Origin of the sequence: Nitratiruptor sp. YY09-18 (assembly GCF_016593235.1) — a bacterium.
In the GTDB taxonomy this organism is placed as follows: domain Bacteria; phylum Campylobacterota; class Campylobacteria; order Campylobacterales; family Nitratiruptoraceae; genus Nitratiruptor.
Map to the genome: position 1 here is coordinate 1,556,273 of NZ_AP023065.1, position 20,951 is coordinate 1,577,223.

The 20,951-nt window shown below is 40.0% G+C and carries 19 protein-coding genes; 5 read left to right on the top strand and 14 right to left on the bottom strand.

Going from position 1 to position 20,951, the window contains the following annotated elements; translation table 11 throughout:
- Positions 1 to 7: 7 nt before the first annotated feature.
- The 8 genes from JG734_RS08330 to rdgB form a co-directional block, all read right to left on the bottom strand.
- On the bottom strand, positions 8 to 1,264 hold the full coding sequence (locus tag JG734_RS08330) for an adenylosuccinate synthase (protein WP_370583642.1): 1,257 nt from the start codon (positions 1,262 to 1,264) through the stop codon (positions 8 to 10).
- Positions 1,261 to 2,112 carry an ATP phosphoribosyltransferase regulatory subunit gene (locus JG734_RS08335; protein WP_201332832.1) on the bottom strand — a complete coding sequence of 284 codons (852 nt, stop codon included), beginning with the start codon at positions 2,110 to 2,112 and terminating at the stop codon, positions 1,261 to 1,263. The genes JG734_RS08330 and JG734_RS08335 overlap by 4 nt, the downstream gene beginning before the upstream one ends.
- A gap of 1 nt (position 2,113) precedes the next feature.
- Positions 2,114 to 3,223, bottom strand: a complete 1,110-nt coding sequence (locus JG734_RS08340) for an alanine--glyoxylate aminotransferase family protein (RefSeq protein ID WP_201332833.1) — start codon at positions 3,221 to 3,223, stop codon at positions 2,114 to 2,116.
- Between the two features lie 110 nt (positions 3,224 to 3,333).
- On the bottom strand, positions 3,334 to 3,774 hold the full coding sequence (locus tag JG734_RS08345) for an Hsp20/alpha crystallin family protein (RefSeq protein ID WP_201332834.1): 441 nt from the start codon (positions 3,772 to 3,774) through the stop codon (positions 3,334 to 3,336).
- Between the two features lie 130 nt (positions 3,775 to 3,904).
- The gene (locus JG734_RS08350) at positions 3,905 to 5,305 is read right to left on the bottom strand and encodes an LVIVD repeat-containing protein (RefSeq protein ID WP_201332835.1); all 1,401 of its coding nucleotides are present in this window, start codon (positions 5,303 to 5,305) and stop codon (positions 3,905 to 3,907) included.
- Positions 5,302 to 5,568, bottom strand: a complete 267-nt coding sequence (locus JG734_RS08355; protein WP_201332836.1) for a hypothetical protein — start codon at positions 5,566 to 5,568, stop codon at positions 5,302 to 5,304. The genes JG734_RS08350 and JG734_RS08355 overlap by 4 nt, the downstream gene beginning before the upstream one ends.
- A complete protein-coding gene (gene ciaB, locus JG734_RS08360; protein WP_201332837.1) occupies positions 5,532 to 7,151 on the bottom strand; it encodes an invasion protein CiaB in 1,620 nt (539 codons plus the stop codon). Before ciaB ends, JG734_RS08355 begins: the two co-directional genes overlap by 37 nt.
- The gene (gene rdgB, locus JG734_RS08365; protein ID WP_201332838.1) at positions 7,148 to 7,735 is read right to left on the bottom strand and encodes an RdgB/HAM1 family non-canonical purine NTP pyrophosphatase; all 588 of its coding nucleotides are present in this window, start codon (positions 7,733 to 7,735) and stop codon (positions 7,148 to 7,150) included. Before rdgB ends, ciaB begins: the two co-directional genes overlap by 4 nt.
- A 63-nt stretch (positions 7,736 to 7,798) precedes the next feature.
- Between rdgB and JG734_RS08370 the strand changes: the two genes are divergently transcribed.
- Complete coding sequence (locus tag JG734_RS08370; protein ID WP_201332839.1) at positions 7,799 to 9,130, top strand: MFS transporter; 1,332 nt, start codon at positions 7,799 to 7,801, stop codon at positions 9,128 to 9,130.
- 1 nt (position 9,131) lies between these two features.
- Here JG734_RS08370 and JG734_RS08375 read toward each other — a convergent pair whose 3' ends face one another.
- Together JG734_RS08375 and JG734_RS08380 are read right to left on the bottom strand one after the other, a co-directional pair.
- Positions 9,132 to 9,692, bottom strand: coding sequence for a TlpA disulfide reductase family protein (locus tag JG734_RS08375; RefSeq protein ID WP_201332840.1), 561 nt, complete (start codon positions 9,690 to 9,692; stop codon positions 9,132 to 9,134).
- 11 nt (positions 9,693 to 9,703) lie between these two features.
- Positions 9,704 to 10,912, bottom strand: a complete 1,209-nt coding sequence (locus JG734_RS08380; protein ID WP_201332841.1) for a molybdopterin molybdotransferase MoeA — start codon at positions 10,910 to 10,912, stop codon at positions 9,704 to 9,706.
- A gap of 62 nt (positions 10,913 to 10,974) precedes the next feature.
- Between JG734_RS08380 and JG734_RS08385 the strand changes: the two genes are divergently transcribed.
- Complete coding sequence (locus JG734_RS08385) at positions 10,975 to 13,977, top strand: NAD-glutamate dehydrogenase domain-containing protein (protein ID WP_201332842.1); 3,003 nt, start codon at positions 10,975 to 10,977, stop codon at positions 13,975 to 13,977.
- Here the strand turns inward: JG734_RS08385 and JG734_RS08390 are convergent.
- Together JG734_RS08390 and JG734_RS08395 are read right to left on the bottom strand one after the other, a co-directional pair.
- Positions 13,963 to 14,406, bottom strand: coding sequence for a molybdenum cofactor biosynthesis protein MoaE (locus JG734_RS08390; protein ID WP_201332843.1), 444 nt, complete (start codon positions 14,404 to 14,406; stop codon positions 13,963 to 13,965). The two genes, JG734_RS08385 and JG734_RS08390, sit on opposite strands and share 15 nt — an antisense overlap.
- 1 nt (position 14,407) lies before the next feature.
- Positions 14,408 to 14,629, bottom strand: coding sequence for a MoaD/ThiS family protein (locus JG734_RS08395; protein ID WP_201332844.1), 222 nt, complete (start codon positions 14,627 to 14,629; stop codon positions 14,408 to 14,410).
- A gap of 40 nt (positions 14,630 to 14,669) precedes the next feature.
- On the opposite strand from JG734_RS08395, the gene JG734_RS08400 reads away from it, so the two are divergent.
- The 3 genes from JG734_RS08400 to JG734_RS08410 are packed head-to-tail and all read left to right on the top strand — an operon-like array spanning position 14,670 to position 18,281.
- Positions 14,670 to 15,377: an MqnA/MqnD/SBP family protein gene (locus tag JG734_RS08400; RefSeq protein ID WP_201332845.1), complete on the top strand. Its 708-nt coding sequence runs from the start codon at positions 14,670 to 14,672 to the stop codon at positions 15,375 to 15,377.
- Positions 15,325 to 16,233 (top strand): cytochrome-c peroxidase, encoded by a 909-nt coding sequence (locus JG734_RS08405; protein ID WP_201332846.1) that lies wholly within the window; start codon positions 15,325 to 15,327, stop codon positions 16,231 to 16,233. The genes JG734_RS08400 and JG734_RS08405 overlap by 53 nt, the downstream gene beginning before the upstream one ends.
- Complete coding sequence (locus JG734_RS08410; RefSeq protein ID WP_201332847.1) at positions 16,233 to 18,281, top strand: EAL domain-containing protein; 2,049 nt, start codon at positions 16,233 to 16,235, stop codon at positions 18,279 to 18,281. The genes JG734_RS08405 and JG734_RS08410 overlap by 1 nt, the downstream gene beginning before the upstream one ends.
- On the opposite strand, the gene JG734_RS08415 is transcribed toward JG734_RS08410, so the two are convergent.
- Positions 18,259 to 19,527 carry a malic enzyme-like NAD(P)-binding protein gene (locus JG734_RS08415; RefSeq protein ID WP_201332848.1) on the bottom strand — a complete coding sequence of 423 codons (1,269 nt, stop codon included), beginning with the start codon at positions 19,525 to 19,527 and terminating at the stop codon, positions 18,259 to 18,261. The two genes, JG734_RS08410 and JG734_RS08415, sit on opposite strands and share 23 nt — an antisense overlap.
- Entirely contained in the window at positions 19,514 to 20,905 is a 1,392-nt protein-coding gene (gene gltX / locus JG734_RS08420; RefSeq protein WP_201332849.1) for a glutamate--tRNA ligase, read from the bottom strand. The genes JG734_RS08415 and gltX overlap by 14 nt, the downstream gene beginning before the upstream one ends.
- Between the last annotated feature and the right edge of the window lie 46 nt (positions 20,906 to 20,951).

Here is a 20,951-nt window from a genome sequence, read left to right on the forward strand (position 1 = left end):
AAACTCCTTAATTTTTTACTATAGTATCTTCTCTATCTGGACTTGTAGAAATGATGGCTATCTTTGTCTGGGTAAGCTCTTCGAGAGCCTCAATATACTGTTTTGCTTCGACTGGGAGATCATCCCATTTTCTAACCCCCTTCACACTCTCCCAACCATCAAACTCTATATAGATAGGTGTTACATTCTCCAAATCACTAGGAACATAATCGATGCGATCACCTTCATACTCATATGCAGATGCTACTTTTATCTTCTCAAATCCATCGAGTACATCGAGTTTCATAATTGCCATCTCATCACAGCCATTGATGCGGCTCGCATACTTTGCAGCTACCGCATCGAACCATCCACACCTGCGTGGACGCCCTGTAGTAGTGCCAAACTCATGGCCCTGCTGGCGCAGTTTATCTCCCTCTAGTCCAAACTCTTCAGTAGGAAAAGGACCATTTCCAACACGGGTACAGTAAGCTTTGGCTATACCAATCACTTTACCGATATCTTTGGGTGACAAACCTAGACCGGTGCAAGCCCCTGCTGCAATTGTATTAGAACTTGTTACATACGGATATGTGCCGTGATCGATATCGAGCATTGTCCCTTGTGCACCTTCGAGCAAAATTTTGTGCTCACCAAGCTCCAAAATATCCCACAAGTAGTTTGTGGCATCTATCACATAAGGCATGAGTGCATCACGATAAAACTCTAGTTCTTTACGTAGCTGCTCACTATCTGGCTTTTCGACGCCCAATGCTTTAAAGTATGGCTCATTGATAGCAAAATACTCCTCTATTTTTGCTTGAAGCTTTTTGGTATCTTTGAGCTCACCCACACGGTGCCCTTGGCGTGAGACTTTATCTGCATAGGCTGGTCCAATGCCTCTACCTGTAGTGCCTATCGCTTTTTTGCCACGCATGCGCTCTTTTGCCTGGTCGATTTGCGCATGGTATGAAAAGATGAGATGGGCTTTGTCGCTAATAAGAAGCCTTCCATCAAGATCATCAAACTGCTTCATCTCCTCTATCAAAGCCTCAGGACTCACTACTACACCATTTCCGATTATATTAACCGCTTTAGGATTGAGAATACCAGAAGGAATAAGATGTAATGCTATCTTTTTACCACCTACGACGATAGTATGACCGGCATTGTGTCCACCCTGATAGCGACATACAATATTATACTCTTGGGCAAGAAGATCAACGATTTTTCCTTTTCCCTCATCACCCCACTGAATTCCTACTATCAAATCTGCTGCCATTATTCACCTTTTTCCATCAAAGCTATTAACTGGTCTGTATAGATTGCAAAACCGCTCGCCATTATCTCTTGGGTCTCATAATCGCCACCGGTTGCGATTGTATTGTTATGAATAAAAAATCGAAAAAAGAGATCTTTGTAGTAGCGCATATTAGCATAATAGAGTGGCGCTATTATTGTGTTATCGTAGTTAATAAACTGTGCCAACTCTTTAATTTTCATAAGTTCTACTTCTATCTCTTGTGGCAAAATACCCACTAAATCATCAATCTCTTCCACACTTTGAAGCTCAAGAAGCGGCTCCATCCAGCTATGCTCACATGCTAAGAGTCTATCTAGATCGAGCTCTTTAAAGATCTCAATATCGATCCCATATTTTTGTGACAAAATTTTAGGGATCTTTATGTTTGAGAGTTGCAAAATTGGAGTAATACCAAGTTGAGCGAGAATCTCTAGGACGATTTTGAGATTTTCACCGCTTCTTTTACCTTCCAGCACTTCAGCACCTATCTGGTAAAACTCTTGTGTAGGGTAGCGAAACACAGGCTGTATATAGAACCAACGCTTATGCTTGGTACTACGCCCCAGCCTATTTGTGATGAGGCGCACTACATCAACAGTGCTATCAGCTCTTATTGTGAGTTTTCTATTCTTCTCATCCCCAAGACGAATAAGTTCTGTCTCATCTTCGAGAATTTTATGCTGATGGTATGAAAAGTAGGGAGTGACAATCTCTTCAAACCCATACTTATAGAGTACTTCACTCGCTCTTTGCTCTATTGCTCTTTTAAGACGCGCACTTCCATTGAAATAGAGCCGTGCACCTTTTGGAATTTCGTGTTGATAAATCATGCTATTCCTCGAAAAAATAGATCTCATTGAATATTTTGTTGGCTTCGCCTGTATATGTGCGTCTGCCAATATCATCCAGCGCTTTTTCTATGGCATTGACCACCCATGCAGCCTCATTTGGCTCGATTATTCCCATATGGTTGATGCGAAAGAGCTTCTCTTTGAGATGCTCTTGTCCACCTGCGATATTGACGCCATAGCGGTTTTTGAGAATTTGACGAATCTTGGGCGCATCATCATCGATGATAGCTGTCATGGCATTTGCTGGCTTTTTGGGATAGATTTTAAGACCCAAAGCCTCTAAAGCTACGCGTGTTGCAGTAGCACGCCTGTCTGTTTGATCATATATTTCATCAATCCCTATCTCTTGAAGGAGGATTGTTAGGATCTCTTTAAGACCGATGACAAGTGTTGTCGCTGCAGTATATGCAGTAGTACCTTCACGCTGCTTTTTGAGCTCACTCGCTAAATTGAAATAAAATCCTTCGCCATCGCCAATTTTGCGGATTGCATGGCTGCTAAGACCTACCATCGCAAGACCTGGAGGAAGCATGAGAGCCTTTTGACTACCCGTAATCAACGCATCGATGTTTGTCACTTCAATCGGCTCTACCCCAACTGCTGTTATACCATCTGCTACTACACTGATCTCTGGATTGATCGCCTTTATTGCAGCTGCTATATCTTCAACAGGATGGCGTAGTCCACCGCTACTTTCACAAATCTGTATAAAAAATGCATCGATATCTTTATGCTCTTCTAGAGCCTTTTGCACATCTGCAACAATTGCTGGAGTATCCCACTCATAGCGCAGTTCTACAACCTCTTTGCCAAATGCTTGTGCAATCTTGACAAAACGTTCACCAAATTTTCCAGCATTGACAATGAGCGCTTTTTTCTCACACAGATTTGTCACACACGCTTCCATAGCTCCTGTTCCAGTGGAAGCGAGCACTACCGCATCTTCCATCTTCAAGAGTTCTATGAGAAGCTTGCGTGCTTGCAAAAAAATCTTTGTAAATTCTGGAGTTCTGTGATGAATTGTTGGAGTTGCCATAACTTGGCGAATACGCTCAGGTACGGGAGTTGGTCCAGGAGTAAAAAGGAGCATCGATAAATCCTTCTTTTAGAGGTTTTAATTAGTATAACAAAAGAAGGATTAAAAGGAGATTATAGGATGGCAAGCCAAAGCTTGCCAAGGATGGGGCAGGAAATGGAGTGTTATTTTATTGCAATTTTCTTAACGTTTTCTTTTTGCTCAACTTTTGGAATAGTGATTTTCAAAACACCATCTTCTACAGTCGCTTCAATCTTTTCTGTATCAGCATCTGCGGGGAGAGTGAATCTTCTCTCAAATTTTCCAAAGAAGCTCTCCACTCTTTTGTAGCCTTTATCCTCTTCCTCTTTTTTGAATTTACGCTCACCACTCACGATGAGCATGTTGTCTTTTACTTCGAGGTTGATATCCTCTTTTTTTACACCTGGCAAGTCAACTTCAACATAGTAGGCTTTCTCATCCTCTTTTTCGTTGACCGCAGGCATCCAAATACTTTCAGACTGTGCTGAAGATGGTACCATTTTATTTTCAAATTCAAGCATAGATGATATTTTTCTTTCAATATCGCGAAGCTCTTTGAAAGGATCGATAACTACTGGAATCATCTCTCACCTCCTTAACTTTATTTTGTGTAATTATATCATTTTAGTCTGTTATTGTCAAGTTTAGTAATGGTAAGGCAATAAACTAAGTATTATTGAGCGATTTATACTCAATAATACTTATAGGTAAAGACTATTCTATGTTTACTACTTTGATCCCATCACCGCCACATGCGATAAAACCAAATTTTCCATCTTGTGAAAATTGAAGATCTAAGGCTGGATAAGGTAGATAGATCGTTTTTACTAAACTTGGATTTTGTGGATCACTCACATCCCATACAGAGATTGTAGCAATAGTATTGAGCAGATAGAGTTTTTGCCCATCGGGAGAGAGCACTGGTTTGTACACCTCATAAAGCGTTGAAACATCTTGTATCTCTTGTGTTTGAAGATTTACGATAGAAAACTTGGATGCTCCCCAATATGAAATATACGCAAAATCCCCCTGCGAATCTATGCTAAAGCTTTTCATACCATGTGTTTGCACTCTTGTAAGAAGTTTTGGCTTTTGCGCATCTGCAAGATCATAAATACCAAGTCCCTTGCAGCTATCGCAAACATAGAGTCTTCCTTGCAATACTTGCACTTGATATACGCACCCTTTGATGTGGCGTAGTAGTTTGATTCTATTTTTATCCACTACATCTATGATATAAAGCCCCTTTTCTCCTGCTGCTAGATAGAGGGTTTTCTCATCAGGTGCAAGAGCAATATCTATAATCTCTGCATGATCGAGTCCAAGGTTGCATGCAATATCACCACTACTTAGGTCATAAAGAGTTACACCCTTTTTTCCATCTGCAATATATAAGAAATTGCTGCTTGCATCAAAAGCTACATCATACACATGTCCATATGTATGGAGAGTATAGAGAAACTCTGGAAAGTATGGATTTGCAATACTGAAAACTTGCACACCTTTTGCACCATCAGCTACATAGAGATAGTTTCCATCTCTCATCACATTCCAGCTAAAACCTGGAGTGTCATACCCACCAACAATATCACTAAACGCCTTTACTGTCTTATAAACAATAAAAGCTTGTCCATTTTCTATATTAAAGGTAAGATTTGGCAAAGCCCAACTGTTACCGACTTGTAAATAATCAAACTCATGTGTAATAGGATCTGCTCCCATGAGTTTATAAATGGTTCCTGCATTTTTGGATAAATATATCCATGAGAATCGTTTATCGCTATCTCTTGGAAAATCGATAAAAATAAAATAGCCCGATGGATCGCAATCACACAAATCTATATCATCAATTTCCTTAAAACCAAAAGCATTCTGCGGTGTAGGTTCAGTTCCTAGGAGACGATAATATTTATGCTCTTTAACGCTCTCATATACCCACTCATTATAGGATATATAGCCATCATTATTAAAATCATATGGATAAAAGAGTCCTTTTATGGCAAAAGATTTTGATGTTAGATAAGCTTTTAGATCATTAATATAATCACTTGAAGCAGTTGCGCCAAATAAAGAGAACCAAATACCCATAAAAACCAATATAACAATTTTTTTCATACTATCTCCTTTTCAATCTCTGTTCCTATCTGTTTGTAGAGATTATAATAATAAAGAACAAAAGCTTCTACCTCTATCTCTTTTGGGAGGAATCTCTTTCCCTCTTTTTTAATAAATCTATCTAAATATTTCTTTGAATTTTCTTTATTCAGATAAATTAAGATAAGATTTTTATACTCTCTTATATACCAACTCTTTAATTTTATATACTTCTCATAGCTAAAATCTACAGCAATATCTTGTTTAAGGAGAAAACTCCACAAGCAAAGAGACCCTGCAGATGCAAGAGCCCCTCAACATAGTATGGTTGCACCTCATCTACTTCCATCCAGCCAATGAGTGAGACTGCACGGGCTGCAATATCGTGTAAAAGATACTCCCATAATGTATCATCTTCAAATAAAAAATGCGCTATTAGTCCACCCGTTGTGGCCTTAAACTCTTCTGCATTTTTAAACATTCCCGATCTATTCATGAGCATCTCGCTGCTCTCATCCATCCATAGAATATGTCCATACTCATGCCCGATAGTAGAGATATCATAGATTTTGTACCAGATTTGTGGCTCATCTAGAACTCTGCGTATCTTTTTTACTAGCTCTTTGCCAAAAATTTTTGTAGTGATTTTCATAGGTGGCTTTGCTTTGAGTGAGGAGAGAATCATATCGGGATAGGCGAAGATCTTTTTTCCATGCTCTTTGCTCACTACCTCATCGTTTGGTACTACCTGAGCACTAAAGAGTCCATTAAACTCACTTCCATAGAAGCTAAAAGGTCTTCCCACATAGAGCTGCGTTTTTTGGAGATTTTGCAATGTACTCTCATAAACAGATGGAGCTTTCACACCAAGCTCATCGTAGAGCTTGCGAAACATCAGCTCCATCTTTTTGCTGTGATCTTTTTTGGGATATTTTGGATTTTCTATACGTACATCCCACTCTAGTGCCACAGCTTTGCGGTAGCGATCCTCATAGTATTCAAGGGGATGACCAATTTGCACAGGTGAAGTAATTTGCATCCAAGCTCTATCCACATCTGCCCATTTTGCTATAAGCCTATCTGGATCCTCTTCTTTTAATGCCTCTTTAATTTTTTTAAAATAGTATCTCCACTCGTTTTCTAGATGAAATACTTCATCTTCTAAATCTCCAAGCTCTTGGATAACCTCATCGATTTTTTGAAGAGCCAAATCTACCTCTTCTTTGAAGGCTTGGGCATAAGAGAGCCTATGAAAATTCCCCTCCTCATCAATTTTTAGCACACTATAACTGCGATCTGCAGGCTCTCCACTATGCCCTCTATCAAAGAGTTGTTTCTCATTCAACATATAAAAAATCTTCTCTTCATCCCCATTGAAAAATTCAAAGAGCTCTCGATTGATTCCATATATAATTTGCGCCATCCAGCTTGTATGCCAAGAGCTAAAAACCTCTCCAATGCTATGTGCATGGCGCAAAATTGCTCTATAAAAGGGAGTGAGAAGCTGTGCTTTTTCTATTTTTTCTATTCTTTTTTGAAAAAGAGAAAGATAGTAATTACTCACCCATACATACGCTTTTTCGCGAACTTTTATCTGTTCATCCTCACTCAAATCTCTTATGACTTGCAAGAGCGCATCTTCTCTTAAATTTACCAAACGGGTAATTGCTGCAAGCATTGTCTCTTCGTTTACTTCTAAGCTAAGATATTCCAAAAACTCCTCTATAATATAGTAGCGCTCCTCCATTTTTGGATCAAAGAGTGAGCGGCACGAGTGCAAAAGATCATAGAATTTTTGCAACTCTTCTTGCTCATCTTGAAGCATCTGATACACGTGATGAAGATCTTTACAAAATTTTTCTCTCATTGCAATCTTTCCAACACTATTTTAGCTAGCTTTAAAGCCTTTGCACGATGGCTTATCTGCCTTTTAATTTCACTATCAAGCTCACCAAGAGTCTTCTCATATCCTTGGGGAATAAACATTGGATCATACCCAAAACCTTTATCTCCTCTTGCTTCATCTATCACATCTCCCCACATCCAACCATGCACTGTAAAGATGCCATCTTTTGAAGCTATAGCAATTGCTGCTGTGTAGTATGCAGGTGTGCGTTTGATCTCTTTTTCTTTGAGCTTGTTTATCAGTTTTTGGAGATTATCTTTATCACTCGCACCCTCTTTGGCATAGCGAGCACTATAGATACCAGGCTCTCCTCCTAAAGCTGGTACACTGATACCACTATCATCAGCTATGACTATTGCACTAGGGTTTTGCAAAGCATCATAGATGGTTTTTGCTTTGATAATGGCATTCTCTTTAAAACTCTTACCATTTTCAATGATATCCAAATCCCCTAAAAGCTCTTGATAAGGCACAACATCTGTACCTAGAAGCTCTCGAATCTCTTTGATTTTGCCCCGATTACTAGAAGCAAGCACTACTTGCATAATAGACCTTTATTTAAAAATTTGGAGTATAATTGGCCTAAATTTTACCACAAAGGAGGGGTATTGAAAGCCATTGTCAAAAAGGTTTTACCACTTAGTCTCATAGTAGCGCTAAGATTTTTTGGTCTCTTTATAGTTCTAGCAGTTCTTTCGCAATATGCATTGCAACTGCCAGGATCAAATGCATTTTTGGCTGGTGTAGCTGTAGGTGGATACGCACTGACACAAGCCCTGTTGCAAGTACCTTACGGAGTTTTAAGTGATAAGATAGGAAGAAAAAAGACTATCCTTATAGGGCTTCTCATTTTTGCAGCAGGATCGGTGCTCTGTGCTGTAGCTGATAATATCTGGGTGCTGCTCCTTGGTCGTTTCTTGCAAGGTGCTGGGGCTATCGGAAGTGTTGTTACTGCAATGATTGCTGACTTTGTCCGCGAAGATGAGCGCGCTCACGCTATGGCTGTTATGGGGATGGTGATAGCTCTTAGTTTTGCAGCTGCTATGATTATCGGCCCAATCATTGGAGGTCTCTACAGTGTCAAAGCACTCTTTTGGCTCACTGCAATTTTGGCTATTATGGCTTTAGCCATTCTTTTTACAGCAGTACCAGAACCTCCAAAAATTGTACACCACTACAGCGAAGAGGAAGCAAAAATCAAGCATGTTTTCAAAGATAAAGACCTTGTGCGCATGTATATAACATTCCTCTTCCACTCGTCTACCATGGCAATTGCCTTCTTCCTCATTCCAATTCTTATGAAGCAAAAGTTTGGTATGGGTCCAGAACATTACTGGAAGGTCTATTTACCGGCAGTAATCTTTGGAATTATCTCTATGGGGCCGGCTGCAGTCTTTGGTGAGAAGTACCACAAAGGTAAAGAGGTTTTTATTGTCTCAATTCTGTTCATTGCCGCTGCTTTTGCTCTCATGGGCTTTAGCTACTCATTTATACTCTTTACCATCGGTGCAGTCTTCTTCTTTATCGGTTTTAATATGTTTGAGCCTCTTTTGCAAAGCTTTGTGAGCAAATTTGCAAAAGTACACCAAAAAGGAGCTGCACTTGGTGTCGCCAATACATTTGCTTATATTGGGATCTTTCTAGGTGGTGCAATTGGGGGTCTACTCTATCAATATGGACACGAAAAAGCCGTGGCAATTTTTGTGCTTTTAGTTTGTATTGTCTGGATATATTGGATAGCAGGAATGCGTAATCCTGGAGTAAGAGCAAATCTCTTTTTGGATTTTGATAACTACGATAAAGAGAAACTCCCGGGGCTCAAAGTCATGGATGGTGTGACTGATTTTTACATCAATGAATCAGAGAAGATTATCGTTGTCAAGTATGACAGTGAAAAACTTGATGAAAAGACGATCAAAGATTTTTTGAAAAAAGAGTAGCCTAGAGGCTGCTCTTTTTTTGTGCTCTTTTTTGTTTTGTATCTTGCAAATCATAGAGCATCTCTACGCTATTATAGAGATCTTCATAGCGCTCCAATCCCACATGCGCAGTAGCAAATCGCCCTTTGCGATCAAAAAGAAGCATATAAGGAATGGATCCACTCCAATTTGTAAGCATGGAGATATACTCAACAAACGCTCTATTCTCTTTTGATGAGAGATAGTCAGCTACCGGATAGGTCACACCAATTTTTTGCAGCCTTTGCATATCATACAGATCCAATGGCTCTTGTACATGGATTCCTATGATTTGCACCTTCTTCGCTTGTGCTTTTTGCAGTTTCACAAGCCTTGGTATCATAATCTGACACGGAGGACAGCGTTTGCCAAAAAAGTCGAGGATAATCACTTTATTTGGATACTCCTTGACCTTTATTCCCTCATCGTTGACGGTTATATGAATTGTTTTATTTGTAATAGTTGTAAGTGTAAAACTCTTTACATCTGTCTGTGCTGCAAAGAGTGAAACAAGAAAAAAGGTTAAAAGCAAGATTTTCTTCATACATTCTCCTTCTATTGATTAATGAGCCAAACTGCTACGCGCTCTCCCGGCTCTTTGTCTTTTTCTTGGGGCTTTGTAACCACAAGTCCTCTATCATCTCCTAGCATATTAGTCAAAATTGCACTGCTTCCCTCTTTATTCCCTGCAAAATCGACAAAATACTCCCCTCCTTCAATTGTGACACGGCAAGGAGTGAACTCGGTTTTTTTGCTCTTTTTGCGAAATCGCTCTTTAAGCGTAGCCATAACGATTTTTGGTTTGTACTCGGTACCTTGGAGGCGATAAAGAAGTGGCAGAGCATAGAGCATGAACGTCACTGTGCTCGAATATGCAAATCCAGGCAGTCCTACGATAAACTTCTCACCCTTTTTCGCTACCATCACATGCTGCCCAGGCTTGATCACCACACCTTTAAAAGCCACATCCGCCCCAAGAGTGTCGCGGATAACATCTTTGACATAATCGTAGTCTCCTACGCTCACTCCTCCTGTTGTTACTACCATATCAGCACTTTCAAGAGCCTCTATGAGACCTTTGGTGATAGATTCTCTATCATCCTTGATAGCACCAAGTTGAATAGGCTTAGCATGGTGGAGTTTTACCAAAGATTCTATGGTGTAGTTGTTGGAGCTGCGAATCTGTGCACTGTTTGTCTGGGCTTGTCCAATCTCAAGCACTTCGCTTCCCGTTGCTACAATCGCAACTTTTGGCTTTTGATACACTTTTGGCATCACGACATTGAGGCTCGCCATTACTCCCACTTCTGCAAAACCTATCTTGCTCCCCTTTTGAATTAAAACTTCACCTTTTTTGTAATTTTCACCAATAGGTCTGACGCTAAACCCTCTCTTCACAGGCTCTTTAATAATGATATCATCACCCTCTACTTCCACATTTTCGATAGGAATGAGCGTATCGGCTCCTGGAGGCATAAGTGAACCAGTAAAGGTCTTGATAGCCTCTCCTTTTGCTACTGCACTTTTTACTTCACTCCCTGCTGGAGTAGCACCAACTACTTTGAGCCTACCCAGCTCCTGATCTACATAGCGCACAGCATAGCCATCCATTGCTGCAGTAGGTGCTGTAGGATTATCGCTATCGGCTATAATATCTTGAGCTAAATAGTAGCCGAGGGCATCTGTGACAAAGAGCTTTTGTACTCCTACCGGTTTGACCTCTAATGAATTGAGAATCTGCATAGAATCTTCGAAACTTATCATCTACACATCCTTATCTTTTGTGTGCTATTATACAATACAAGCATACGTAAAAAGGGTAAATGATGGAACTCAATTGCGCCGATGCAGTTACAAGCGAAGATCGACAGATTGCTTCAAATATAGAGAGTGTTGATCTTGCCATCCAATTTGCACCCACTACAACTCTTACACTCTATTCCAAAGAAGATTTCAATCTCTCAGACATCATTTTGCTCCTTCACAATTTTGATATCGCAGTCAAAGACAATATCACCGCTCAAATAGGTGATATTTATATTAATAAAATGGTCATACTTGCTCCTTCTAAAGAGCTTGAAAAAAATCAAAAGATTTTCAAAGAGATATTTTTGCAAGCAATATCTGGCAAAATCTTACACAAATGCTCCCTCTATGCCCTTGCTATCAGTGAAGGGATAGGACTTGAGCAGATCATATTTTTGCGTGCTATGGTTAAATATATGGGTCAGCTTGTTGGCGGCAAAAAAGAGGAGAGTATCGTCAAACTTCTCAAAATCCATCACCCTTTTGCAAAACTTTTGTGTGAAAACTTTTTTAGCAAAAAAAGTAGCGAATCAATGACGCAGTATCTTGAGGGAGTCGAAAATTTTGAAGAGTATAAACTTTTGCATCTACTCAGCGAAGTGGTTCGCAATATCACTCGATCAAACTTTTCTATGCAAAAAGAGACAAAATCGTTCAAATTTGCGGTTGATCGCTTCAAACATCTCCTCGATGATCTCAATCCAAATATCGAAATCTTTGTATACCACAAGGATTTTTTAGGAGTGCATCTGCGTATAGATAAAGTAAGTAGAGGTGGTATTCGCTGGAGCGATAGGGAGGATTTTCGCCAAGAGATCAAATCTTTGATGGTAACACAAGAGATGAAAAATGCCATCATTGTACCTGCTGGCGGAAAAGGAGGCATCTATATCGAAAAGAGTGTCGATAAGGCTACTTTTACCCACTACTACTCCCTCTATATTGATGCAATGCTCGATCTCATCAACAAAAAGCCAACCAAAAAAGGAGACTTTTACTTTGTCGTAGCTGCTGATAAAGGTACTTCAGATATGAGCGATGTTGCCAACACCATTGCTATCAAAAAAGGCTACTGGCTGCGCGATGCATTTGCTAGCGGAGGAAGTACAGGCTATAACCATAAAAAACTCGGTGTCACAGCCCATGGTGCATGGATCAGCGCAGCCCACCACTTTATAAACCGCGGTATTGATATCTTCAAAGATCCACTTACAATAGTTGGTACAGGAAGCATGCGAGGAGATGTTTTTGGCAATGGCTTGCTCATCAATCCAAACGCCAAACTCCTTGGAGCAATAAGCTCCAAAGAGATCTTCATAGACCCAAATCCCGATCCTAAAATTGCATACGAAGAGCGCAAAAGACTCTTTGAAGAGCAAAAAAGCTGGGATGCATATGATCCCAAAAAAATTAGCAAAGGAGGAGGAGTTTTTAGTCGCAGCGCCAAAAAGATCACTCTCTCACCCCAAATCAAAAAACTCCTCGGTATAAAAAAAGAGTATCTCAGTGGCGAAGAGCTTGCAAAGAAGCTCCTTTGTGCAAAAGTGGATTTACTCTATATCGGAGGGATTGGAACATACGTCAAAGCAAGTGACGAGCTCAATATCTATATAGCAGACAAAGCCAATGAAAATGTGCGAGTAGATGCCAAAGATCTCAAAGCCTACGCCGTTTGTGAAGGCGGCAATCTAGGATTTACACAAAAAGCGAGAATCGAATATGCAAAAAAAGGCAAACATATTAATCTCGATAGCATCGATAATAGCGCAGGTGTAAATACAAGCGACTATGAGGTCAATACAAAAATCGTGCTCAACCAGGCTTTGGATGAGGGAAAAATCGATGAGGAGAGAAGAGTAGCAACGCTCAAGTCCCTCACCCAAGAGGTGCTTGCAAAAGTATTTGATACCAACTATCTCCAGCCTCTTGCAATCACACTCGATGCAAAACGCTCAGTGCTTTTGCAAGAAGAATTTCTCAAAACTATCGATATTGTGGAGAGAGAGGTGGAGTTTTTCAAACGCAAAGATTTTGCAATTCCAAGACCCAAAGAGATGTACCAAGTCATTGGGGCTGATGGTGCTATTGTACGACCCGTTCTTGGTATCTTACTCTCATTTTCAAAGATTTTTCTAAAAAACTTCATCCTCCATTCTCCACTTGGAGATGAGCCATTTTTTGAGCACTATCTCTATAAATATTTCCCCAAAAAGCTCTACCCATTCTTTGAAAAAGAGATACTCTCTCACCCACTACGCAAGCAGATAATTGCCACAATAGCTGCAAATATTATCATCAATAATGCTGGAGCTACGTTTGTCAGCGATTACGATGAGCTTGGAGACCAGCGCTTTACCATCAAAATCAAGGCATACCTCCTCCTCTACACTCTTCTTGGTATTACAAAAGTCAAAAAGGAGCTATATGAACAATCGTTCATGCTCAAAGAGAAGCTCTTTGATGCTCTTTTACAGATAGAAGACTCGGTGGCTTTTGCAGTACAGTGGGCGGTGCGCAATCATGAAGAGTTTAATCTCGAGCCTTTTCATATTCTTAATTACAAGCAAGAAATAGCAGCGTTTCTCAATTTGGAAAAAGATCACAGTGATAACTTCATGCAATTTATTGATCTCATAAAATTTATCTATATAGCAATCTTTATCAAAGAGCTCAAGGAGTTTAAACTCCAAGAAGTTCTCGCACTCATCGATGCAATCATCAAACGTTTTAAAATCGATGCAATTTTGGCACTCATTTATGCTATTACACCAAACAACTCCATCCAAAGAGATCTCAAAAAGCAGCTTGTCAATTTGGTAGAATATTTTGTAACAGTAAGCGCTAGAGGAGTGGTGGAGTTCACAAGATCTAGGGAAACACTACTTGAAGGGCTAGATAACTACATCAAAGAAAAAAATATCGATACAGCTGCAATTGAAGAGGCTTTAGAACAAGCCAAAGTGAGCAAAGATCTGCTCGCTCTTACAAATCTTATCCACAGACTCTTGCTAAAATCTATCTAAAAGACCACTTTGAGGGAGTTTTTGGCTCCTATCTCTTGCATAGATCCGCTCACCATTTTTAACATCATATTTCCAAATTGGTGCATGGGCTTTGAAATCTTCCACAAACTCATCAATAAGCTCAAGGGCTACGCGTCTTTTGGGACTAAAGACAGCAGCCATGTAGCTTGATGTGTGCACAGGCACATTGCCGATTGAGTGTGCCATTTTCAAAACTGCACCTCTTTGCTTTGCCTTTTCTTGCCACTCATCAAACCATGTGCGCAATATCGGCTCATATACATCAAAACTGAGAGCCTCTATTCCATTTTCAGCGCGCACAGTTCCTACAAAAGTAATAAAGGCTCCAAAATTTTTATCCTCCCCCCATGCCCTCCAGCGACTAAAGATTTTATCAACATCGAGTTGTCCCCTATAGAGTTCAAGCATCTTATCCTCCACATACCGGTGGCAAGAGAGAGATTTTGTCTCCATCTTTGAGTGCGATATCGAGACTATCTACAAGCTTATCATTGACTGCAACGGCTGATTCTGCAAGCCACTTTTTCAGCTCTTGGTCTTGCTGCAAAACTTTTGCAACATCTTTGAGGGTTTTTGCTTCAATCTGCATAGGTTTTTTGCCAATTGGACCGAGAAATTCTACTGTTACCATTGCTATCCTTTTTTAGGAATTTTACCATATAATTAGACCCATGATAATTGGAAAAATTGACTTTATCAACCTGTTACCATTCTATGTTTTTTTAAAAAGAGAGCTTACATTCCAGGAAAAATCAGCCCTCGAATTTTATAAAGGGGTGCCAAGTCATGTCAATAGGCTCTACAAAAAAAGACGTGTCGAAGCGGCTGTAATTTCAAGTATCTTCTCTCGCAATCAAAAGTGCAGCAGACTTGGTATAGTTGCCAATAAAAAGGTTCTAAGCGTTTTGATCTGTCCAGGCGAGGATATGCCAGATAGCGACTCCAATACATCCAATATTCTCGCTCACATTTTAGGAGTCCAAGGACGTGTGCTCATAGGAGATAAAGCACTGTTGCATCAAGGTGATTGTCAAGATCTCGCAACATTATGGTATAAGCGCTACAAACTCCCTTTTGTTTTTGCACGCTTTTGCTACAGATGCAAAGATTATCGTTACAAAAGGCTCAGCAACAAATTTCTACACTCGCATATAAAAATCCCACACTACATCCTCAAACGCTATGCAAAGCGAAGCGGCCTTAGCATCAAGCAGATTCGCACCTACTTGGAATTTATCCACTATACTATCGGAAAAAAAGAGGAGCTCGCACTCAAAAAATTTCTCTCTTTAGCGATAATAGAGCAAAAAAAATCCCGAGGCAACGATGCAAAGAATATTCGCTCTACTCATTCTCACAACAGCTCTCTTCGCACATGAACCTATCAAGCCGATACCAAAGAGCGTATCGTATAACCGTGATCTTGCAAAACTTGGGAAACTCCTTTTTTTTGATCCAATTCTCTCACGCAACAATTCCGTTTCGTGTGCTAGCTGCCACAATTTTTCACATGGAGGAGCTGACAATTCCCCGGTCTCTATAGGAGTATATGGGCGCAAAGGCCACATGAACTCTCCAACTGTATTGAATGCGGTTTTTAACTTTGCCCAATTTTGGAATGGTAGAGCAAAAGATCTCAAAGAACAAGCACTTGGACCCTTGCACAATAGCGTAGAGATGGATATGGAGGATTCTCTCATAATGCAAAGGTTGCAAAATTCTACCCTCTATCAGCCGCTTTTTCAAAAACTTTTTCACACTTCTGCTATTACAATCGATCAAGTCGCTATTGCAATCGCAGAATATGAAAAAAGCCTCATTACACCAGATTGCAAATTTGATAGATTTTTGCGAGGCGAGACAAAACTTACCGAAAAAGAGTATAATGGGTATATTCTCTTTAAAAAACTTGGCTGTGCTACATGTCACAATGGTGTGAATATTGGCGGAAACTCCTATCAAAAGATCGGAATTTTTTACCCCTATAAAGGCAAAGCACTCGATGATAGATATAAAATCACAAAAGACCCAAAAGATCGCTATGTCTATAAAGTTCCAACACTGCGTAATATTGCCCTAACGGCACCATATTTTCACGATGGAAGCGTCAAAGATCTACGTAATGCAATCAAGCTTATGGCAATATACAACCTTGGAGTAAAATTGAACGACAAACAAGTGGATCTTTTAGAGAGCTTTTTACTTACTCTCACCGGAAAGGTACCTACACAATAATGCCTAAAAGACTCCGATCAATTGCCCTAACTCTCGTACTTGCTTTTATCACTTTGGGATTACTATTTTATTATGAGCACTTTGCAAAAGCATTCTTTACCAATAAACATGGACTCTACACTACAATATACAGCATCTATGAATTAGAAACTGATCTTAACTATCAGCTTCTCAAAACCTCTTTTTATCTCTATGATAACTATGATGAGCTTGCCAATACACAAAAAGAACTAATAAAAAAGATAGATACTCTCATCAATCAGCTTCTTGCAAACAACTATATTGACCTTGCAGATGAAGTAAAAAAATATAAAAAAGCTGTTGAGCAAAGAATAGAAGCAATTTCACACTACCTCATCCTCAATTCAACTATGAAAAACTCCCTTATTTTCTTAGCAAATCTCACTGATAATCTTCCAAAAACTCTCAATAGTGAAGAGAAACAAAAACTTTTAGAACTTATATTAGAAACAGTCATTTACAAAAATACATTTGACAAGACCTACTTGGCTGAGAGTAAAGCAACACTTCAAAATCTTGAAAAATCTCTCAAAAAGAGTGAAGATGGACGCCATCTCCTTCACCACCTTCAACTCATAGTAAAAAGTTTTCCCATCTATTCGCAGCAACTCAATGGCATTATTAACACCTCTACTCTTACTACGCTCAAAGAAATTGAGAAGAGGCTTCACAAAAGAATAGAAGATGATGCCAAAAAGGTCAATCTCCTCTTTTTCATCACTATACTTTTTTTCCTTCTAGCTATATTCTTGATCATCTACTTCATCTGGCGCCTTGATAGAGAAAACAGAGCGCTGCGAGCTCTTGAGCAAAAACTACGCCAAAGTGCAATTACTGATGATCTGACAAATCTTTATAACAGACGTGCGTTCAAAGTAGATGTGCGCAAAATTAAAACACCTTTCTTTGCCCTTGTGAACATCAATGGTTTCAAGCACTATAACGATTTTTATGGAAATAGAGTGGGTGATCATATTCTGCGAGAAGTCGCTAAAGCTCTTCAAACAATCATCCCACCTAAATACAATGCAAAGCTCTATAGAGTGGGAGGAGACGATTTTGGTATCTTAATAGAAGAAGAGACTCCGATAGATGATGCTACATTTGCAAAGAGGATTATAGAGTACTTCAATAACAATAAAATTGTCTTCAAAAGTGCCCAAATGTATATAACAGTAAGTATCGGTATAACGCGCAAGCGCCCTCTCCTTGAGACCGCAGATATGGCACTCAAATTTGTCAAACAAAATATCAATTTGCTCTACTTTACATATGATGAGAGAATCGGCTTTTTTGATCAGATCAAAAAAAATATCCAACGTAGCAAAATATTAAAAGAGGCTATTGACCAAAATAATATAATCCCCTACTATCAACCAATCATCGATAATACAAATGGGAAAATTATTAAATATGAAGTTCTCGCTCGTCTCAAACACAATAATACCATAGAGTCGATTCATCCCTATCTTGAGATAGCAAAAGAGATCCGCCTCTATCGTGATATCACTCTCAAAATTACCCAGAAGAGTTTTATATATGCATATGAATACAAAAAGCCGATTGCTATCAATATCTCTATGCGCGATATCGAAGACCCTCAAGTTATCTCTTTCTTTGGCAAGATTTTTGAGCAGTATCCAGGTATAGAAAAACTTGTCACTTTTGAGATATTGGAGAGTGAGACCCTCTCGGACTATAACGCTGTTAAAGATTTTATCTCCATTGTAAGAGGCTATGGATGCGAAGTGGCACTTGATGATTTTGGAAGTGGCTATTCCAATTTTGCTCACGTCTTCAACCTCGATATCGATTATCTCAAAATCGATGGCTCTTTGATCCAGACACTTCCACACGATGAAAATGCAAAACTCATCGTCTCAGCAATTATCTACCTGGCAAAAAAATCGGGTATCAAAACTGTAGCTGAATTTGTCAGTTCCAAAGAGATCCTTGAGGAGGTCAAAACACTAGGTATTGACTACTCGCAAGGCTACTTCTTGGCTAAACCACAGCCGAAGTTTTAAGAAGCTGGCTAAGATGTTTTCTATATGTATCCCAATTAAGCTCTTTTCTTGCAACACCACTTTGCACTGCAGCTTGAGCAACAGCTATTGATATCTCTACTATGAGGCGTGGATCAAAAGGTGTTGGGATGATATACTCTGTGCCAAATTGCAACTTTTTGCCATAGATCTTTTCGATCTCTTCCGGTACTTCAAGGTGCGCAATCTTTGCCAAAGCTTTGGCTGCAGCTATCATCATCTCATAGTTGATTGCTCTGCTTCTTGTATCTAAAGCTCCACGAAAGAGATAAGGAAACCCTAGCACATTGTTGACTTGATTAGGAAAATCGCTGCGCCCTGTGGCAATAATAGCTTGGGGCCTTACGGCTCTCACCTCATCAGGCATAATTTCTGGTACAGGATTGGAACAGACAAAGACAAAAGGTGCCTCTTTCATCAATGCAATATCCTCTTGTGAAATTGTTCCAGGCTGTGAGAGTCCCAAGACCATATCAGCTTCAGCGAATGCCTCTTGGCGCGAGAGGGTCTGTGGATAGGCAAACTGATGTTTATAGCTATTAAGATCGGTACGGCTTTTGTGCACAACCCCTTTTGAGTCGATGAGAATAATATTTTCAATCCCAAAGTAGCGATACATCTTCGCACTTGCAATTGCAGCAGCTCCACTACCAACAATGACCACTTTGAGATCTTTTGGGTTGCGTCCTGTAATCTCACAGGCATTGAGAAGCCCAGCAGTTGTGACGATTGCGGTACCGTGCTGATCATCATGCATGACTGGAATATCTGTAATCTCTTTGAGTCTCTCTTCCATCTCAAAACACTCTGGTGCTTTGATATCTTCAAGATTGATACCACCAAATGTTGGTGATATTGCTCGCACCACCTCAATAAACTTCTCAGGATCCTTTTCATCCACCTCAATTCCCACTGCATCTATGCCTGCAAACTTTTTGAAAAGAATTGCTTTCCCTTCCATCACAGGCTTTGCTGCTAGTGGTCCGATATCTCCTAGACCCAATACTGCTGTGCCATTTGTTACGACTGCAACGAAGTTTCCCTTGGTGGTATACTCATATGCTAGGTCTGGATTTTGAGCGATCTCTTGACTTACATACCCAACCCCTGGTGTATATGCAGTAGCAAGATCTCGCTGACTTGCAAAAGGTTTGGTAATTGCGATCTCTTTTTTGCCAGGTTTATGAAGCTTGTGATATGCTAGAGCTTCGGCTTTAGTTATTTTCATTTTTTGCCTCTAAAAGTTTTTCTACACGTCTGATTGTCTCATCTTTTCCAATGATCGCCATAATATCAGCTAGATCTGGGCCCCCGAGCTTGCCTGTAAGAGCCACACGCAGAGGCTGCCCGATCTTGCCAAATCCGATCTCTTTTTCGTTGACAACCTCCTCAATAATTGCATGAAAATCTGTTGGTAGGTGTGCTTGCAAAGAGCGAAGCTTGTCTAAGAATGCTTGTAAAATCTCTCTCCATTCACCCTTACACGCTTTCTTGCACGCCTTCGCATCATATTCACTTGGCTCTTCGAGGATATCTTTTGCCATTTCTGCAAGCTCTTTGATAGTTTTTGCTCGCTCTTTGAGCGCATCAAGCAAGATCTCCTTTTTGTCATGATCGGCTAGAAAAATGCCAAAATCTTCTAAAAGTTCTACGAGTCTTGCATTGGGAGAGTTTTTGATATAGTGAGCGTTGAGCCATTGAAGCTTGGAGAGGTTATAGGCTGAAGCAGATTTATTGATATCCTTTGGATCAAAAAGCTCTATCATCTCCTGCAGACTAAATATCTCTTGATCCCCATGACTCCATCCAAGACGCACGAGGAAATTGAGAAGTGCTTCAGGCAGATACCCCATGCGTTTATACTCCATCACATCCATTGCGCCATCACGCTTGCTGAGTTTCTTTCCTTGTTCATTGAGAATCATCGGCACATGGTAAAATCTTGGGATTTTCAGCCCCAACGCTTCATAAACAATGATCTGCTTGGGAGTATTGTAGAGATGATCATCTCCACGGATCACATCAGTCACACCCATCAAAGCATCATCTATCGCCACGACAAAGTTGTAAGTAGGAGTCCCATCACTGCGCGCAATGATAAAGTCATCAAGTTCATCAGCTTTGATAGTAATTGTCCCTTTTATGCCATCTTCAAAAACGATATCACCTTCTAGCGGCGCTTTGATGCGCACCACCGGCTGTACGCCTTCTGGCGGTGTACCAGTAAAATCACGATAGCGTCTATCGTAGCGAGGGCGTTCACCCCTTCGCATCTGCTCTTCTCTAAGCCTATCAAGCTCCTCTTTTGTCATGTAGCAATAATAAGCCTTGCCTTCATCAAGGAGCTTTTGGATATAGCGCTTGTAAATTTCAAAACGTTGAGACTGGTATGCTACATCTCCATCATAATCGAGTCCCACCCAATCAAATGCTTCAAGGATCGCTTTGGTAGCCTCCTCGCTGTTTCGTGCAAGGTCTGTATCTTCAATACGCAAGATAAATTTACCATTATTGTGGCGTGCCCAAAGCCAGTTAAAAAGTGCAGTACGCAGTCCTCCTATATGAAGGTATCCCGTAGGACTTGGAGCAAATCTCGTAACAACCATCGAATCCCTTTTTTTTATATCTATTTTACTTCAATATTAGTTAAAA

Coding starts and splice junctions, on each gene's coding strand:
- JG734_RS08340 (WP_201332833.1), bottom strand. CDS start 3,223: ATGCTCCTTTTTACTCCTGGACCAACTCCCGTACCTGAGCGTATTCGC.
- JG734_RS08410 (WP_201332847.1), top strand. CDS start 16,233: ATGCCTAAAAGACTCCGATCAATTGCCCTAACTCTCGTACTTGCTTTT.
- JG734_RS08385 (WP_201332842.1), top strand. CDS start 10,975: ATGGAACTCAATTGCGCCGATGCAGTTACAAGCGAAGATCGACAGATT.
- JG734_RS08400 (WP_201332845.1), top strand. CDS start 14,670: ATGATAATTGGAAAAATTGACTTTATCAACCTGTTACCATTCTATGTT.
- JG734_RS08375 (WP_201332840.1), bottom strand. CDS start 9,692: ATGAAGAAAATCTTGCTTTTAACCTTTTTTCTTGTTTCACTCTTTGCA.
- JG734_RS08380 (WP_201332841.1), bottom strand. CDS start 10,912: ATGATAAGTTTCGAAGATTCTATGCAGATTCTCAATTCATTAGAGGTC.
- rdgB (WP_201332838.1), bottom strand. CDS start 7,735: ATGCAAGTAGTGCTTGCTTCTAGTAATCGGGGCAAAATCAAAGAGATT.
- JG734_RS08395 (WP_201332844.1), bottom strand. CDS start 14,629: ATGGTAACAGTAGAATTTCTCGGTCCAATTGGCAAAAAACCTATGCAG.
- JG734_RS08350 (WP_201332835.1), bottom strand. CDS start 5,305: ATGAAAAAAATTGTTATATTGGTTTTTATGGGTATTTGGTTCTCTTTA.
- JG734_RS08390 (WP_201332843.1), bottom strand. CDS start 14,406: ATGCTTGAACTCTATAGGGGACAACTCGATGTTGATAAAATCTTTAGT.
- JG734_RS08405 (WP_201332846.1), top strand. CDS start 15,325: ATGCAAAGAATATTCGCTCTACTCATTCTCACAACAGCTCTCTTCGCA.
- gltX (WP_201332849.1), bottom strand. CDS start 20,905: ATGGTTGTTACGAGATTTGCTCCAAGTCCTACGGGATACCTTCATATA.
- JG734_RS08345 (WP_201332834.1), bottom strand. CDS start 3,774: ATGATTCCAGTAGTTATCGATCCTTTCAAAGAGCTTCGCGATATTGAA.
- ciaB (WP_201332837.1), bottom strand. CDS start 7,151: ATGAGAGAAAAATTTTGTAAAGATCTTCATCACGTGTATCAGATGCTT.
- JG734_RS08415 (WP_201332848.1), bottom strand. CDS start 19,527: ATGAAAATAACTAAAGCCGAAGCTCTAGCATATCACAAGCTTCATAAA.
- JG734_RS08335 (WP_201332832.1), bottom strand. CDS start 2,112: ATGATTTATCAACACGAAATTCCAAAAGGTGCACGGCTCTATTTCAAT.